The organism is Achromobacter xylosoxidans, assembly GCF_002192695.1.
Classification (GTDB): Bacteria; Pseudomonadota; Gammaproteobacteria; order Burkholderiales; family Burkholderiaceae_B; genus Achromobacter; species Achromobacter xylosoxidans_C.
In genome coordinates, this window is sequence record NZ_MTLG01000076.1 from 34,860 (window position 1) to 48,590 (window position 13,731).

Sequence of the window (13,731 nt, forward strand, 5' to 3'; positions counted from 1 at the left end):
GAAAACCCACCCGTACACCTTTCGATGCAGAGGGGTGGGCCGTGTTGGATACGATTTTAGTTGCTTCAGGCAGGCGGATCGCAACTAAGCGCGGGCGTTCTCACTAGTAGCTGCCGAGGCCGCCACACCCGCCGCGCGATCCAGGTCCAACCCATAAAACCGCATGTCTTCATACCGGATCCAGTGCGACTTGCGCACCAGCCGGTGGCCGATCCACAAGGCCAGGAACAGCGGGATCGCCAGGTAGGTGGAGATCACGCCGATCCAGTCGATGCGGTCTTGCAGGAAGGCCTGGTAGTTCTGGCCCAGCGTGACCACCAGGCACAGGACGAAGGCCAGCAGCGGGCCAAAGGGGAACAGGCCGGCCTTGTAGGGCAGGTCGGCGGTGTCATAGCCGTGCTTCACATAGCCCTGGCGGAAGCGGTAATGGCTGACCGCGATGCTCAGCCAGACGATGAATTCGGTCATGCCGGCGAAGTTCAGCAGCCAGATGTAGACGGCCTTGGGGCTGTACACCAGGCTGAACAGGCACAGGCAGGCCAGCAGCGCGGTGGCCATCAGCGCGTACAGCGGCACGCCGCTGCGGGTGACGCGCCGGAACAGGGCGGGCGCCTGGCCTTCCACCGCCATGTTGAACAGCATCCGCGTCGCCGCGTACATGCCGGAATTGCCGGCCGACAGCACCGAGGTCAGGATCACGGCGTTCATCACGGTGGCCGCCGACAGCAGCCCGGCGTGCTGGAACACCAGCGTGAAGGGGCTGACCGCGATGTCCTCCACTTCGTTGCGCAGCAGCTGCGGGTCGGTATAGGGCAGCAGCAGGCCGATGATCAGGATGGCCAGCACGTAGAACAGCAGGATGCGCCAGAAAACATGATTGATCGCGCGCGGCACGTTGCGGCGGGGATTCTCGGATTCGCCGGCGGCCACGGCCACCAGTTCCGTGCCTTGGAACGAATAGGCCACCACCATCGCCACGCCCACCCAGGTGGCCGCATTGCCCACGAAGGGCGCGTCGCCGACCGACCAGTTGGCCAGTCCCACGGGCGTGCCGCTGTGGATGATGCCGACCAGCATCGCCAGTCCGACGCCGATGAAGCACAGCACGGCCACGACCTTGATGATGGCGAACCAGTATTCGGCCTCGCCGAAGCTGCGCGCCGAAAAGGCGTTCAGGCCGAAGGTCAGGGCCAGGAAGGCCACGCTCCATATCCAGCCCGGCGTGTCGGGGAACCAGTAGGCCATGACCAGCTGCGCGGCCACCACGTCCACCGCCACCACCGTGGCCCAACTGATCCAGAAGTTCCAGCCCAGCGCGAAGCCGAAGCCGCCGTCCACGTAGCGCGAGGCATAGGTGCAGAAGGAACCCGATACCGGCATGAAGGTCGCCAGTTCGCCCAGGCTGGTCATGATGAAGTAGACCATCAGGCCGATGGCCAGGTAGACCAGCAGCGCGCCGCCCGGGCCGGCCTGGGCGATGGCGGCGCCGGAGGCCACGAACAGGCCGGTGCCGATGGCTCCGCCCAACGCTATCATCGTGAGGTGGCGCGCCTTGAGCACGCGATGCAGCTGGTTCTGGCCGGCAGGCGTGGCGCCGGATTCTGTCGTCGGAGTTTGCATTACTGGGGTAGGAAGTTGCCGCGGCGGCGGACCATCAGGCACGGGCGTGCGGGCCTGCCCGCCAGGCAATGCCGCGCAAGCCAGCCGGTCCGTGGCGGTGCGGCAAAGGTTGCTTCAAGGCGCGCATTTTACAATGCGGCTATTCCGGGGCCGTTTGGCGGCCCCAGCCAGCACGGAGCGGTTTCATGGCGTCTTCCACTTCTATCGAATTCCTTCCCGATGCCGGCGTCGACGTGCGCCAGCTGTTCATCCTGCTGCACGGCGTGGGCGGCACCCCCGACGACATGGAGCCGCTGGCAAAAGCCGTGCGCGCGGCATTTCCGAGCGCGGCGGTGCTGGTGCCCCAGGGCTTCGAGCCCTTTGACGGCGGCGGCGAGGGCCGGCAATGGTTCTCGGTGCGCGGCGTGACCGAGGAAAACCGCCCCGAGCGCGTGGCGCGGGCGCTGCCGCCCCTGGAAGCCTATATGCGCGAGGCGCAGGCGCGTTTCGGCCTGCTGCAGTCGGACACGGCCCTGGCGGGCTTTTCGCAGGGCGCCATCATGGCGCTGGAACTGGTGCAGGCGCACGACGGCATGGCCGGCCGCGTCATCGCGTTTTCAGGCCGGTATGCGCAGTTGCCCAAGACCGCGCCGCAGTACACCACGCTGCACCTGCTGCATGGCGAGGCCGATCCCATCATGAGCGTGGCGAACATCCAGGCCGCCCAGGCGCGGCTGAGCGAGCTGCACGGGGATTCGACCATCGACATTGCCAGCAATGTGGGGCACGCGCTGCACCCGGCGCTGATCGAGCGCGCCATCGTGCGCTTGAAGACCTGCGTGCCGTTGCGCAGCTGGGAAGCGGCGCTGGGCCTGAACCAGACGCCGCCGGACGGCACCTCGGTGCATTGATCATTTTTCCCAGCCGCCGCCCAGCGCCAGGAACAGCGCGATCTGGTCGCTGCTGAGGTCGGCCTGCGAAGCCGCCAGCGCGCTTTCATTGCTGGCCAGCGTGCGCTCGGCGTCCAGCACGGTCAGGTAGTCGGTCTTGCCGTACTGGAACAGGCGGCTGGCCTGGGAGGCGGCCTCGGCGCTCTGGTCGCGCGCGGCGCGCAAGGCGGCGTCGCGGTCCAGCTGGCGCGCGTAGACCACCAGCGCGCTTTCTGTTTCCCGCAGGGCGTTGAGCACGGTGGCGTCAAAGCGCGCCGCCGCGGCCTTGGTGCTGGCCTGGGCCTCGGCGATGCGGGCCTGCGCGGCGCCGGTGTTGGGAATGGTCCAGGAGATCAGCGGGCCGACGCTCCAGCTGAAGGTGCCGCGGTCGCCGAACATGGCGGCCGGGCCGCCCGAGGCGGCTGACAGGCCGAGCGAGATCTTCGGATACAGGTCCGCCGTGGCCACGCCGATGCGCGCGGTGGCCGCGGCCAGCGTGCGCTCGGCCTGGCGGATGTCGGGGCGGCGGCGCAGCAGTTCGGCGCCATCGCCCACGGGGATGGTCTCGGTCAGGCGCGGGGCCTGGGCGCATTGCAGCAGCGCGGGCGGGATCTGGCCCGGCGTCTGGCCGGTCAGCGCCGCCAGGCGGTACAGCGCGGTGCGCTGCTGGGCCTGGAACGGCGGCAGGTTGGCCTGCAGTTGTTCAAGCTGGCTGCGGGCGCGGGTCACGTCCAGCGTGGTGCCGCGGCCAGCGCGTTGCAGCCGGTCGACCGCGTCCAGGGATTGCTTCTGCACCTGCACCGAATGCTGGGCAGAGGCCAGCTGCATGCCGGCCGCGCACATATTGGCGTAGGCCCGGGCGGTCTCGGCGGCCACGGTGACGCGGGTGGCGTCGTAGGCGGCCTGCGCGGCCTGCTCGTCGCCGCTGGCCGCTTCCACGGCGCGGCGGATCTGGCCGAACAGGTCCAGCTGGTACGCCACGCTGGCGCCCATGGAATAGGACCAGCGATTGGGCGGATCGATGCCGGGCTGCAGTTCCTGCAAGCCGGACACGTGGCCGAAAGTGGGCGAGGCATTGACGCCGATGGACGGCTGCTGCTGCGCCTGCGCTTCGCGCACGGCGGCTTGGGCCCGCTCCAGGTTGGCGCTGGCCACGCGCAGGTCGGTGTTGGCGGCCAGGGCCTTTTCCACCAGGCCATCCAGCACGGGATCGTCGTACAGGCGCCACCAGTGGCCAGGCACCGCATCCTGCCGGAACGCCGCCTCGCGCGCCTGCGTGAAGGGCGCCTGCGCGCTCTGCCGCTCGGCCACCGATCCGGCGGGCACCTGGTAGTCCGGGCCCACGGCGGCGCATCCGGCCAGCGCAAGGGCCAGCGTAAGAGGCAGGAGGTATCTGGTGTTCATGGCGGTTACGGCTGTGCGTCGATAAGAGAAAAAGGGTGGAAGGAAGGAACGATCAGGACGGCCGGTCAGGACGGTTGGTGCGCCTCGGCCTGCGAGTGGGCAGGCCCGGAATCCACCGACACGGTGGCGGTCTGGCCGGCCACCAGGCGCACGCCTTCGGGCACGTCGTCGATCTTCACGCGCACCGGGATGCGCTGCGCCAGGCGGACCCAGTTGAACGTGGGATTGACGTTGGGCAGCAGGTTGGCGCCGGTGCTGCGGTCGCGGTCGGCGATGCCCATGGCGATGCTTTCGACGTGGCCGCGGATATGGTGCGAGTCGCCCATCAGCGTCACGGTGACGGGATCGCCTTCGTGGATGCCAGGCAGCTTGGTTTCCTCGAAATAACCTTCGACGTAGAACGAACTGGAATCCACCAGCGCCATCACGCCGCGGCCAGCGGTGGCGTAGGAACCTGCGCGCAGGTCCAGGTTGGTGATGCGGCCGTCGTTCACTGCCAGCACCCGGCTGCGTTCCAGGTTCAGGCGCGCGGTATTGAGCTGCACTTCGGCCTGGGCCAGCGCGGCTTCGGTCTGCTGTAGCTTGGTCTGGCTTTGTTCCAGCGCCTCGGCGGCCACCAACTGGCCCAGCGAGCGGTTGCGCTTGGCGTCGCGCACGGCCTGGTCGCGCGCCACTTGCGCGGAACGCACCGAGGCCTGGGCCTGGTCATAGGCCAGCTGGAAGCGCGCGCGGTCGATTTCGAACAGCACGTCGCCGGCCTTCACGTCCTGGTTGTCGTGCACCGGCACGCTGGTCACCAGGCCGGAGACATCCGGCGCGACCTGTACCACGTAGGCCTTGACGCGGCCGTCGCGGGTCCAAGGTTCGACTTCATAGTGCACCCAGAGCTGCCAGCCGGCGTAGGCGGCCGCGGCGACGACGACGGCGGTCACCGCGAACTTGCCGATGGCTGCGGGGCGCAGGGCATTGGGGAGTTTCATGCTTATCTCTGTAGTAAATAGGGGGAAATGAGGGATACGCCGTACAGCAGCACCACGAACAGCGCCAGGTCGAACAGCGCGGGGTGCCACACCAGGCGGTACAGCCCGGCGCGGGCCAGCACGCGGCGCACCGCCCAGGCCACGCCCAGGGTCACCACGCCCAGCACCAGCAGCCAGGGGAAATAGACGCCGTAAAGATTGAATTCGCCGATCATGATGCTTGGCCCTCCAGGGTGGGATGGGCGGGTTGGTAGTCGGGCGCGTCGGGGAAGAAGGCGCGGCGCAGGCCCACCAGCGCGACCACGGCGCGGTCGCGGGCGGCGGCGCCCGGCGGCGTGGCCGTCACGCTGGCCAGTGCGCGGTCGATCTGGGCCAGGAACTCGGGCGTCTTCTCGCCGACCTGCCAGGCCGAGCGCGCGTGGAAGAATTTCGCCAGCCCGTCCAGCACCGGCTGGATGGCCGGTTCGGCCATGGGCAGGTGACGGCGGGCGCGCTGCAGTTCGGTGATGTCGCGGCCCACGCGCAGATCCTTCAGCGCGTCGGCGGCGACCAGGTCGTCCGGACGCTGGGCCAGCGCCAGGCGTGGCTGCAACAGGCCGATGCGGTCCAGCATGCGCGCGGCGTAGGTGTGGCGCGATGGGGCGCGCGGCGAGCTTGCCAGGGTTTCCAGTTCCTTCCAGTTGGCGGCCTGGATGCGGCGCGCGCTCCAGTCGGCGCTGACGGTGCGGAAGATGGCGGCGATGATGGCCGCGGTGGCCACGCCCATGCATTGCGCGACCTGCGTGTCGATGAAGGACACGATGTCGGCGGTATTGGTGTCCTGCAGCGCCATCGTGCCCAGGAAGCCGAACAGCATCGCCATGGCCTTGCCGGCGCTGGCGGGCCGGGCGATGAAGATGCCCAGCACGAAGGTCGTGGGCAGCATGGCCAGGGCCAGCATCTCGAACGAGTGCAGGGCCGGCATGATGCCCAGCAGGTACAGCGCCGACAGCGGGATCGAATACACCGTGTAGGTCAGGAACTGCATGATGCCGGGAACCGGATTGTCCTGCGACGCGAAGAAGCAGCTGAAGATGGCGGCCATGAGCGCGGCGGTGGCGCCGTTGCTCCAGGCCGTGCCGATCCAGAAGGCGCAGCAGACCGAAATGGCCACGCCGGCGGCCAGGGCCGACAGCAGCGCCATGCCGCGGTCGCGGTGCAGCGCGGCGTTGGGCGCGGGCTTGGAACGCGGGGCGCGCAGCGGCGCGCCAGCCAGGCCCGCGCGGATCTCGCGGCGTAGCGCCAGGCATTCGTCATAGGTGTCGACCAGTTCGCGCAGGCGCGTCATCAGGCTGGCCAGCAGCACGTCGCGCCAGCTGGAGCGGCTGTCGATTTCAGGCGTGAGGCGGGTGGCGGCGGCGCGCAGCTGCACCGCGGTCTCGTGGGTGGCCTGGGCGCCGGCGTTGATCCATTCGGAGATGTCGGCGAGCAAGGCCGTGACGGGTTGCGGCAGCGGCTGGCCGCCGGCCTGCAGGGCGCGCATGCGGTCTTCCACGGCGGATACGGTGGGCGTCAGCGCTGCGATCTGGTCCTGCATGGCGCGCACCGCGCCCGAGGTCCAGCGCAGGTTGCTGGTGTCGAAGGGCACGTGGGTGGACATCAGGCGCAGCTGCGTGATGTCGTTGGCCAGCACGCGGCGGTCGCGGTCCTTCTGTTCGGTGGCCTGGCCGCTGAGCGTGTCGTGCATCCAGTTGCGGGCGTCGCGCACGGCCTTGTCCAGCATCAGGGTCAGGGCAGGGGCCAGGCCGCGCGGCAGCACAATGCTGTGGATCAGCGTGGCGCAGACGATGCCCAGGCTGATTTCCTCGACGCGGGCGAGCGCGGTGTCGAACACCTGGGCAGGGGCGGTCACGCTGGGAAAGCCGATCATGGCGGCGGTATAGCCCGCCAGCATGAAGAGGTAGGAGCGCGGGGTGCGGTCCAGCACCGACAGGTACAGGCAGGCGCCCACCCACAGCACCATGGCAGCGGTCATGACGACCGGGGAATTCGACAGCCGCGGCACCAGGTAGACGGTGGCGGCCGAGCCGAAGAAGGTGCCCGCCAGGCGGTACAGCGCCTTGGAGCGCACCGCGCCCGACCAGGGTTGGGCCACGACATAGGCCGTGGTCATGGCCCAGAACGGACGCGGCAATCCCATGCTGTAGGCCAGGTAGAGCGCCATGATGGCGCTCAGGTAGCTCTTGAGCGAGAAGATGGTTTCGCGGACGTTGGGGAGTTTCACGCTTGTTGGTCCTGTGGCTGGGTGCCGGCGCCGCCGCGGCCCAGGGTGACTTTCAGGCAGTCGAAGACCCGCAGGCAGGCTTGCAGGTCCGCTTCGCTTACGCCCTGGAACAGGCGGCGGCGCAGGTCGACCAGCACGTCCTCGACCTTGGCGCGCAGCGCCTGGCCGGCGTCGGTGAGGTGCAGGGTCTTGGCGCGGCGGTCGTGCGGATCTTCGCGGCGTTCCATCAGGCCGGCGGCGACCAGTTGGTCCAGCACCCGCACCAGCGACGGGCCTTCCACGCCCAGCGCCTCGGCCAGCGCGCCCTGGCGCACGCCGTCTCCCAGGCGGCCGGCCAGGATCACGGGCCAGGCGGTGGCCTGGGACAGGCCATAGTCGGCCAGGGCCTTGTCGGCGGCGCCGCGATAGGCGCGCGACAGGACCATCAGGGCGGAGGTGGTGGCCATGAGCTGGGAGTCGGTGGGCGTGTTCATGGAATAGATTGTATCCTATCTATTAGCTTACTAATAATTGAAAATGGCGATTATCTCCATGGATTTTCTCAATCGGGAAAATAGGGGGCGGGTTTTCCGTCTATGGAAAACCGGGAGCTAGCGATCCCGTGTCGCGGGAAGGACGGGCGCGGCAGCGGCGGCCGCGCCCCGGCGTTCAGCCGTTGCAGTCCGCCCAGCAGTTGGGCGTTTCGTACAGGCGCACGCGGGTCAGGCGCAGTTCGGCGCCATAGTGGCCGTGATAGTGCGGCGCCAGGGTCTGGAAGACGATGGCGGCCAGGTTTTCGGCCGTGGGGATGCGGTCCAGCACCACGGTCTTGTGGCCGGGCAGGCTGTCCAGGAAGCCGCGCACGGCGGCGTCGCCTTCATACACCAGGAAGGCGTGGTCCCAGACGTCCACGATGTGGGTCTTGGCGATGTGCTTGATTTCGGAGAAATCCATCAGCATGCCGTTGTCGGACTCGCCGGGCGCCTGGACCACGTCGCCGGTCAGGGTGATTTCCAGCACATAGCGGTGGCCGTGCAGGTTGCGGCACTGGCTGCGGTGGTCGGGAATGCGGTGGCCGGCGTCGAATTCCAGCCTGCGGGTCACGGAAATCATGGCGCGCTCCGCAGGGGGCTAGGGTGAATCATGGAATGCCTATGTATTTGTGGGTCTGCAGGCTGAGCCGCCATTGCGGATGCTGCATACAGTACTGGACGGCTTGTTCGGTGTTGGCCGCGCGCGCGGGGCCGTCCATGGGTTGCAGGAAGAAGTGGTCGAAGTCCAGGTGCGCGAAGGCTTCGGGCCGCGCGTTGGCCTGCGGATAGACCAGCTTGAGCTCGTCGCCGCGCTCCAGGACCACCGGCGCCGTGCCCTTGGGGCTGACGCAGATCCAGTCGATGCCGGCCGGCGGCTTGATGGTGCCGTTGGTTTCGATGGCGATCGTGAAGCCGCGCGCGTGCACCGCGGTCAAGAGCGGCGCGTCCAGCTGCAGCAGCGGTTCGCCGCCGGTGAAGACCACGTAGCGGTCATTGGCGCCCGGCCCCCAGGCCGCGGCGATGGCGTCGGCCAGCAGTTCGGGCGTGGCGAACTTGCCGCCGCCGTCGCCGTCGGTGCCGATGAAGTCGGTGTCGCAGAAGGTGCAGGCGGCGCTGGCGCGGTCGCTTTCGCGGCCGGTCCAGAGGTTGCAGCCGGCAAAGCGGCAGAAGACCGCCGCGCGGCCTGCGTGGGCGCCTTCGCCCTGCAGCGTCTTGAAGATTTCTTTGGCGGAATAAGTCATGGTGGTGGCGGCGGCCGGATAAGGCCGGACCCCGGATAAATCAGGCAAAAGCGCATTATTTTACTTTGCGCGGCGCATCTATACTTGCGGGCTATGTTTCACGTCCAAGATTCCCTCTACCTGGATGAGCGCGACCTGGCGTTCACCATGATCCGCGCCCAGGGCGCGGGCGGCCAGAACGTCAACAAGGTGTCCAGCGCCGTGCACCTGCGTTTCGACGTGCGCGCCTCCAGCCTGCCCGAAGAAATCAAGGAAGCGCTGTGCGGGCTGAGCGACCACCGCATCTCCAAGGACGGGGTCATCGTGATCAAGTCGCAGGCGTTCCGCAGCCAGGAAAAGAACCGCGCCGAAGCCGTCGAACGTTTGATCTCCATGGTGCGCGCGGCGGCGCGCACCGACAAGCCGCGCCGCCCGACCAAGCCCACCCGCGCCTCGCAGCGCCGGCGCGTGCAGCGCAAGGTGCTGCACGGCGAAGTCAAGCGCCTGCGCGGCCGGGTCCAGGGAGACTGATCATGGCCGACTCGCGCCGGCGTTACCTGTACACGCTGGGCGCGCTGTTCGCCGTGATCTGGACGGCGCTGGCCGTTTCACCGCATGACCGCGCCGACTGGGCGCTGGAGAACGCGCTGGTGCTGGCCTTCGGCGCGGCGCTGCTCTTCACGCGGCGCTGGTTCGTGTTCTCGCGCACCTCGTACACGCTGATCTTCCTTTACCTGTGCCTGCATGCCGTCGGCGCGCACTACACCTATTCGCTGGTGCCTTACGACGACTGGTGGCGGGCGCTGACGGGCCACGGCTTCAACAGCATGGTCGGCTGGGAGCGCAACAATTTCGACCGCGTGGTGCATTTTTCCTACGGCCTGCTGCTGGCCTATCCCATCCGCGAGATCTTCCTGCGCGTGGTCGAGGTGCGCGGCTTCTGGGCGTACTTCCTGCCCATGGACGTCACGCTGTCGACCTCGGCGCTCTACGAACTGCTGGAATGGGGCGCCGCCGCCACCGTGGGCAGCGAACTGGGCGCGGCCTACCTGGGCACGCAGGGCGATATCTGGGACGCGCAGAAGGACATGGCGCTGGCGGCCGGGGGCGCCGTCCTCGCCATGGCCATCACCGCGCTGGTCAACCGGCGCGCACGCCGCGACCTGGCGCGCGACTGGGCCGACAGCCTCAAGCCGCGCCGCCAGCCTGGCGGGTAGCCACGGCACCCGCCAGGGCTAGTCGCTGGATGCGGCGCCGGAACAGGTCCGCCATGGTGGACGCCGCCAGCGACAGGGGCGTTCCCCGCAGCGTCATGATGCCTATGCTGGCAACCGGCATGGGCGCTTCCGTCCGGATTTGGCTGGCTTCAGCGCCGTAGGGCGGGATCTCGAGCATGCCCGCCGGGCAGACGATCAACGCGTCGCTGCGGACCATCAGGTTCCACATCACGCCGAACGTATCGCAGTCGATGACGCGTTCGGGCGGCTGCAGGCCGCTTGCGCGCAAGGCTTGCAGAAAGGCGTCGGTGTGGCTGCCGCCCGAGGTGTTGAGCAGCCATTCGCAGCCCGCGATGTCTTGCCATCGCGTGGCGCCCGCCAGCGGATGACCGCGGCGGCAGGCGACCATGAATTCGAGCGGCCGCAGTTCCTCGAAATCGAATTCCTGCCCGCCATGGTTGTCCGCCATGCCGGACGCCAAGGCGAAATCCAGTGAGCCGTTGCGCAATGCCGGCAGCACGGCGGCCAGCAGGCCTTCCGAAACCTTGAGCTTGGCCGCGGGCATGCTTTGCCTGAAATCGTTCAGCACGTCGGGCAGCACGCTCAGCATCACCATGGGCGTCACGCCCACCGCCACCCGCGCCTGGGCGCCGCTGAGCAGTTGGCGGATGTCCTGGCGCGCCAGGGAGAGTTGGGCTTGCGCAAGCTGCGCCCGCACCGTCAGGTGCTCGCCGCATTCGGTGACCGCGATGCCCTGGGGGCTGCGCGTGAGCAGCGGCGCTTCAAGCTCCGTTTCCAGTTCCTTGATGGCCTTGGTCACCGCCGCCTGGCTCAAGTGCAGGCTGCGCGCCGCGGCGCGGATGCTGCGCAACTCGGCGACCTTCAGCCAGGCCCGGAGATGGTGGTCCTTCATATGCCCCCTTCGATAGCGACAACTGGCAGTTGTCACCTTAACAAAGAAATAGCCTTATGCGCAGCGCGGACGATCTCTAAGCTTCACGACGACAAGACCATGCAGTCCCGTACTTCAGGAGCAAGCCATGCAGATCTTTCCCCGTCGTGTAGGTCAGGCCGTTTCATTGTGTTTTGCCTTGCTGGGAGCGGCAGGCGCCGGCGCGGCGCAGGCGGATTGGCCCGAACGGCCGGTCAAGCTCATCGTGCCGTATGTGGCGGGGTCCGGCCCCGACGTGGTGTTGCGCCCGATCGCGGACGCCCTGGGGCGCGAGCTCGGCCAGCCGGTCATCGTCGACAACCGGGGAGGGGCGGGCGGCATCGTCGGCACCCAGGCTCTGGCCGCCGCGGCGCCGGACGGCTACACGATCGGTTTCGGCAACCTGGTCACGCTGGCGATCAACAAAAGCATGTACTCGAAGCTGCCTTACGACCCGCAACGCAGCCTTGCGCCCGTCAGCCTGGCCATCAGCAATGCCCTGGTGCTGATCGCCCGCAACGACTTCCCGGCAAGCAATGTGCAGGGCCTGGTCAGCTATGCCAGGCAGCATCCGGGCAAGGTCAGCGTCGGCTCGCTGGGCGTGGGATCGAGCGCCCATCTGGCCGGAGAAATGCTCAAGAGCGAGACGGGCACGACCATGCTGCACGTTCCTTACAAGAGCGGCCAACAGGCGGTGGGCGACATCGTGGGCGGGCAGCTCGACGTGATGATCGACAACGTCGCGGGCGTGCTTCCCTTCATCCGCTCGGGCCAGGTCAAGGTGCTGGGGGCGACCAGCCTGGCGCGCGTGCCTGTCCTCTCGGACGTGCCCACCCTCGACGAATCCGGCTTGAAGGGATTCGAGGTGGTGTCCTGGGGCGGCATCGTCGCGCCCGCCGGCACGCCCAAGCCCATCATCGACAAGCTCAATCGCGCCATCGCCCGGGCGCTGCAGGATCCGGCGGTGCTCAAGTTGAACGAAACCCTGTCCGTCGATGCCACGCCTTCCACGCCCGAGCAGTTCGCCAGCCTCATCGCCAGCGAGATCCCGCGCTGGGGCGAAATGGTCAAGCGCTCCGGCGCGTCGGCCGACTGAGCGGGTTCAACACCCGGGTTCAACCCCATAGGGAGCCATCATGACGAACGAACTCTGGCGCTGGAGCGCCGTCGACCTGGCCCAGGCCATCCGCAAGCGGGAAGTTTCCAGCCGGGAAGCGGTGCAGAGCTGCCTGCAGCGGGCGGAACAGCTCAACCCGGTCTTCAACCCGCTTACCGAGATCCGCGCCGACCAGGCCCTGAAGGCGGCCGATGCCGCCGACGCCGCGGTGCGCGGCGGCGCGCCGCTGGGCCTCCTGCACGGCGTGCCGGTGACGATCAAGGCCAATGCCGATCTGGCCGGGTCGGCCACGACCAATGGCGTCGTCGCGTATCGGGACCTCATCGCGAGCGAGAACAATCCCGCGGTCGACAACTGGCTCAAGGCCGGCGCGGTCGTGATCGGCCGCAGCAACGTTCCGGCATTCTCCTGGCGCTGGTTTTCGGACAACGACCTGCATGGCCGTACCGTCAACCCGTTCGATGCCGCGCGTACGCCGGGCGGCTCCAGCGGCGGCGCGTCCGTTGCCGCCGCCTTGGGCATGGGGCCGTTGGCGCACGGCAGCGACCAGGGCGGATCGATCCGCTACCCGGCCTATGCCTGCGGCGTGGCGGGGCTGCGGCCGTCGCAAGGCCGGGTGCCGGCCTACAACGCCAGCCAGAAATCGGAGCGTCCGGTGGCTTCCCAACTGGCCGCGACCCAGGGCCCCTTGGCGCGGAACGTTGCCGACCTGAGACTCGGGCTGGCGGCCATGTCGGCGGGCGATTCCCGCGATCCGTGGTGGGTGCCCGCGCCGCTGGACCTGCGCCGCCCTGAAGACGGCCGGCGGGTGGCGCTGTTCTGCGGCACCTCGGCCTTCAAGCCCGATCCCGCCGTGCTGGACGCCTTGCTGCGCGCCGCAAAGTACCTGGAAGACGCGGGATACATCGTCGAAACGGCGGCGCCGCCCAGGTTCGAGGAAGCGGCCGAGCTATGGCGCAACGTGCTGATGAACGAGGCGTCCGGCTCCATGGGCCGCGAAATCGAACGCGCTGGCGATGCGGCGATCCAGCGCGCCTACCGCAGCATGCTTGCGCACACCTCGCCGCTGGACAAGGACGGTTTCGTCCAGGCGCTGGCGCTGCGCACGACGATACTGCGGGAGTGGGGCGTTTTCTTCGACCGCTATCCCGTCCTGCTCATGCCGGTGTCGTTCGAGCGCCCGTTCCTGACAGACCAGGATCAGCAAGGCGACGCGGCCATGGGCGACATGCTGCGCGCCCAGAGCCCGCTGGTCTCGACCGCGATACTGGGCTTGCCGGGCCTGTCGGTTCCTGTCGGCCTGGCGGACGGCGTGCCGATGGGCGTCCAACTGGTGGCGGGGCGCTTCCGGGAAGACCTGTGCCTGGCCGCGGGCGAGGCCATCGAGGCGCGCGCGGGGTGGTCGGTGCTGGATAGGCTCCCGGCCTGAGCGGCGCGGAAGGAAGGGGAAGGGAGGGTATGGGGGGCGTCCGAGGCGGATAGCCGCGCGCCGATGCCGCGGCCATAAAGCCCTGTCCCCCGCAGGGGCATGACTATATATCGAATAGTTCCGATATAAG

At 68.3% G+C, this 13,731-nt stretch carries 14 protein-coding genes; 5 read left to right on the forward strand and 9 right to left on the reverse strand.

The window, feature by feature from the left end:
* Positions 1–84 precede the first annotated feature (84 nt).
* On the reverse strand, positions 85–1,620 hold the full coding sequence (locus BRO63_RS16545; protein WP_088140818.1) for an amino acid permease: 1,536 nt from the start codon (positions 1,618–1,620) through the stop codon (positions 85–87).
* A gap of 185 nt (positions 1,621–1,805) precedes the next feature.
* Between BRO63_RS16545 and ypfH the strand changes: the two genes are divergently transcribed.
* Positions 1,806–2,510, forward strand: a complete 705-nt coding sequence (gene ypfH, locus BRO63_RS16550; RefSeq protein ID WP_088140819.1) for an esterase — start codon at positions 1,806–1,808, stop codon at positions 2,508–2,510.
* Here the strand turns inward: ypfH and BRO63_RS16555 are convergent, their stop codons facing one another.
* The 7 genes from BRO63_RS16555 to queE form a co-directional block, all read right to left on the reverse strand.
* Positions 2,511–3,932, reverse strand: coding sequence for an efflux transporter outer membrane subunit (locus BRO63_RS16555; RefSeq protein ID WP_088140820.1), 1,422 nt, complete (start codon positions 3,930–3,932; stop codon positions 2,511–2,513).
* Between the two features lie 65 nt (positions 3,933–3,997).
* Entirely contained in the window at positions 3,998–4,912 is a 915-nt protein-coding gene (locus BRO63_RS16560; RefSeq protein ID WP_088140821.1) for an efflux RND transporter periplasmic adaptor subunit, read from the reverse strand.
* Between the two features lie 2 nt (positions 4,913–4,914).
* Complete coding sequence (locus tag BRO63_RS16565) at positions 4,915–5,127, reverse strand: DUF1656 domain-containing protein (RefSeq protein WP_013394149.1); 213 nt, start codon at positions 5,125–5,127, stop codon at positions 4,915–4,917.
* The gene (locus BRO63_RS16570) at positions 5,124–7,175 is read right to left on the reverse strand and encodes an FUSC family protein (RefSeq protein WP_088140822.1); all 2,052 of its coding nucleotides are present in this window, start codon (positions 7,173–7,175) and stop codon (positions 5,124–5,126) included. The genes BRO63_RS16565 and BRO63_RS16570 overlap by 4 nt, the downstream gene beginning before the upstream one ends.
* Complete coding sequence (locus BRO63_RS16575) at positions 7,172–7,648, reverse strand: MarR family winged helix-turn-helix transcriptional regulator (protein WP_088140823.1); 477 nt, start codon at positions 7,646–7,648, stop codon at positions 7,172–7,174. Before BRO63_RS16575 ends, BRO63_RS16570 begins: the two co-directional genes overlap by 4 nt.
* 175 nt (positions 7,649–7,823) lie before the next feature.
* Positions 7,824–8,267: a 6-carboxytetrahydropterin synthase QueD gene (gene queD / locus BRO63_RS16580; RefSeq protein ID WP_013394146.1), complete on the reverse strand. Its 444-nt coding sequence runs from the start codon at positions 8,265–8,267 to the stop codon at positions 7,824–7,826.
* A gap of 28 nt (positions 8,268–8,295) precedes the next feature.
* A complete protein-coding gene (gene queE, locus BRO63_RS16585) occupies positions 8,296–8,928 on the reverse strand; it encodes a 7-carboxy-7-deazaguanine synthase (RefSeq protein ID WP_088140824.1) in 633 nt (210 codons plus the stop codon).
* A gap of 93 nt (positions 8,929–9,021) precedes the next feature.
* Here queE and arfB point away from each other — a divergent pair, with 93 nt between their 5' ends.
* Together arfB and BRO63_RS16595 are read left to right on the forward strand one after the other, a co-directional pair.
* Positions 9,022–9,438 (forward strand): alternative ribosome rescue aminoacyl-tRNA hydrolase ArfB, encoded by a 417-nt coding sequence (gene arfB, locus BRO63_RS16590; RefSeq protein WP_088140825.1) that lies wholly within the window; start codon positions 9,022–9,024, stop codon positions 9,436–9,438.
* A 2-nt stretch (positions 9,439–9,440) separates the two neighbouring features.
* Positions 9,441–10,124 carry a DUF2238 domain-containing protein gene (locus tag BRO63_RS16595; RefSeq protein ID WP_088140826.1) on the forward strand — a complete coding sequence of 228 codons (684 nt, stop codon included), beginning with the start codon at positions 9,441–9,443 and terminating at the stop codon, positions 10,122–10,124.
* Here the strand turns inward: BRO63_RS16595 and BRO63_RS16600 are convergent.
* Positions 10,096–11,037: a LysR substrate-binding domain-containing protein gene (locus BRO63_RS16600; protein ID WP_088140827.1), complete on the reverse strand. Its 942-nt coding sequence runs from the start codon at positions 11,035–11,037 to the stop codon at positions 10,096–10,098. The genes BRO63_RS16595 and BRO63_RS16600 overlap by 29 nt on opposite strands.
* A gap of 127 nt (positions 11,038–11,164) precedes the next feature.
* Here BRO63_RS16600 and BRO63_RS16605 point away from each other — a divergent pair, with 127 nt between their 5' ends.
* Together BRO63_RS16605 and BRO63_RS16610 are read left to right on the forward strand one after the other, a co-directional pair.
* Complete coding sequence (locus BRO63_RS16605; protein WP_088140828.1) at positions 11,165–12,151, forward strand: Bug family tripartite tricarboxylate transporter substrate binding protein; 987 nt, start codon at positions 11,165–11,167, stop codon at positions 12,149–12,151.
* A gap of 40 nt (positions 12,152–12,191) precedes the next feature.
* Complete coding sequence (locus tag BRO63_RS16610) at positions 12,192–13,601, forward strand: amidase family protein (protein ID WP_088140829.1); 1,410 nt, start codon at positions 12,192–12,194, stop codon at positions 13,599–13,601.
* Positions 13,602–13,731 lie beyond the last annotated feature (130 nt).

Excerpts from the sequence above, each read along its gene's own strand:
- BRO63_RS16610 (WP_088140829.1), top strand. The coding sequence starts at position 12,192 with ATGACGAACGAACTCTGGCGCTGGAGCGCCGTCGACCTGGCCCAGGCC.
- BRO63_RS16605 (WP_088140828.1), top strand. The coding sequence starts at position 11,165 with ATGCAGATCTTTCCCCGTCGTGTAGGTCAGGCCGTTTCATTGTGTTTT.
- queE (WP_088140824.1), bottom strand. The coding sequence starts at position 8,928 with ATGACTTATTCCGCCAAAGAAATCTTCAAGACGCTGCAGGGCGAAGGC.
- BRO63_RS16560 (WP_088140821.1), bottom strand. The coding sequence starts at position 4,912 with ATGAAACTCCCCAATGCCCTGCGCCCCGCAGCCATCGGCAAGTTCGCG.
- BRO63_RS16545 (WP_088140818.1), bottom strand. The coding sequence starts at position 1,620 with ATGCAAACTCCGACGACAGAATCCGGCGCCACGCCTGCCGGCCAGAAC.
- BRO63_RS16600 (WP_088140827.1), bottom strand. The coding sequence starts at position 11,037 with ATGAAGGACCACCATCTCCGGGCCTGGCTGAAGGTCGCCGAGTTGCGC.
- BRO63_RS16575 (WP_088140823.1), bottom strand. The coding sequence starts at position 7,648 with ATGAACACGCCCACCGACTCCCAGCTCATGGCCACCACCTCCGCCCTG.
- BRO63_RS16555 (WP_088140820.1), bottom strand. The coding sequence starts at position 3,932 with ATGAACACCAGATACCTCCTGCCTCTTACGCTGGCCCTTGCGCTGGCC.
- BRO63_RS16565 (WP_013394149.1), bottom strand. The coding sequence starts at position 5,127 with ATGATCGGCGAATTCAATCTTTACGGCGTCTATTTCCCCTGGCTGCTG.
- queD (WP_013394146.1), bottom strand. The coding sequence starts at position 8,267 with ATGATTTCCGTGACCCGCAGGCTGGAATTCGACGCCGGCCACCGCATT.
- ypfH (WP_088140819.1), top strand. The coding sequence starts at position 1,806 with ATGGCGTCTTCCACTTCTATCGAATTCCTTCCCGATGCCGGCGTCGAC.
- BRO63_RS16595 (WP_088140826.1), top strand. The coding sequence starts at position 9,441 with ATGGCCGACTCGCGCCGGCGTTACCTGTACACGCTGGGCGCGCTGTTC.
- arfB (WP_088140825.1), top strand. The coding sequence starts at position 9,022 with ATGTTTCACGTCCAAGATTCCCTCTACCTGGATGAGCGCGACCTGGCG.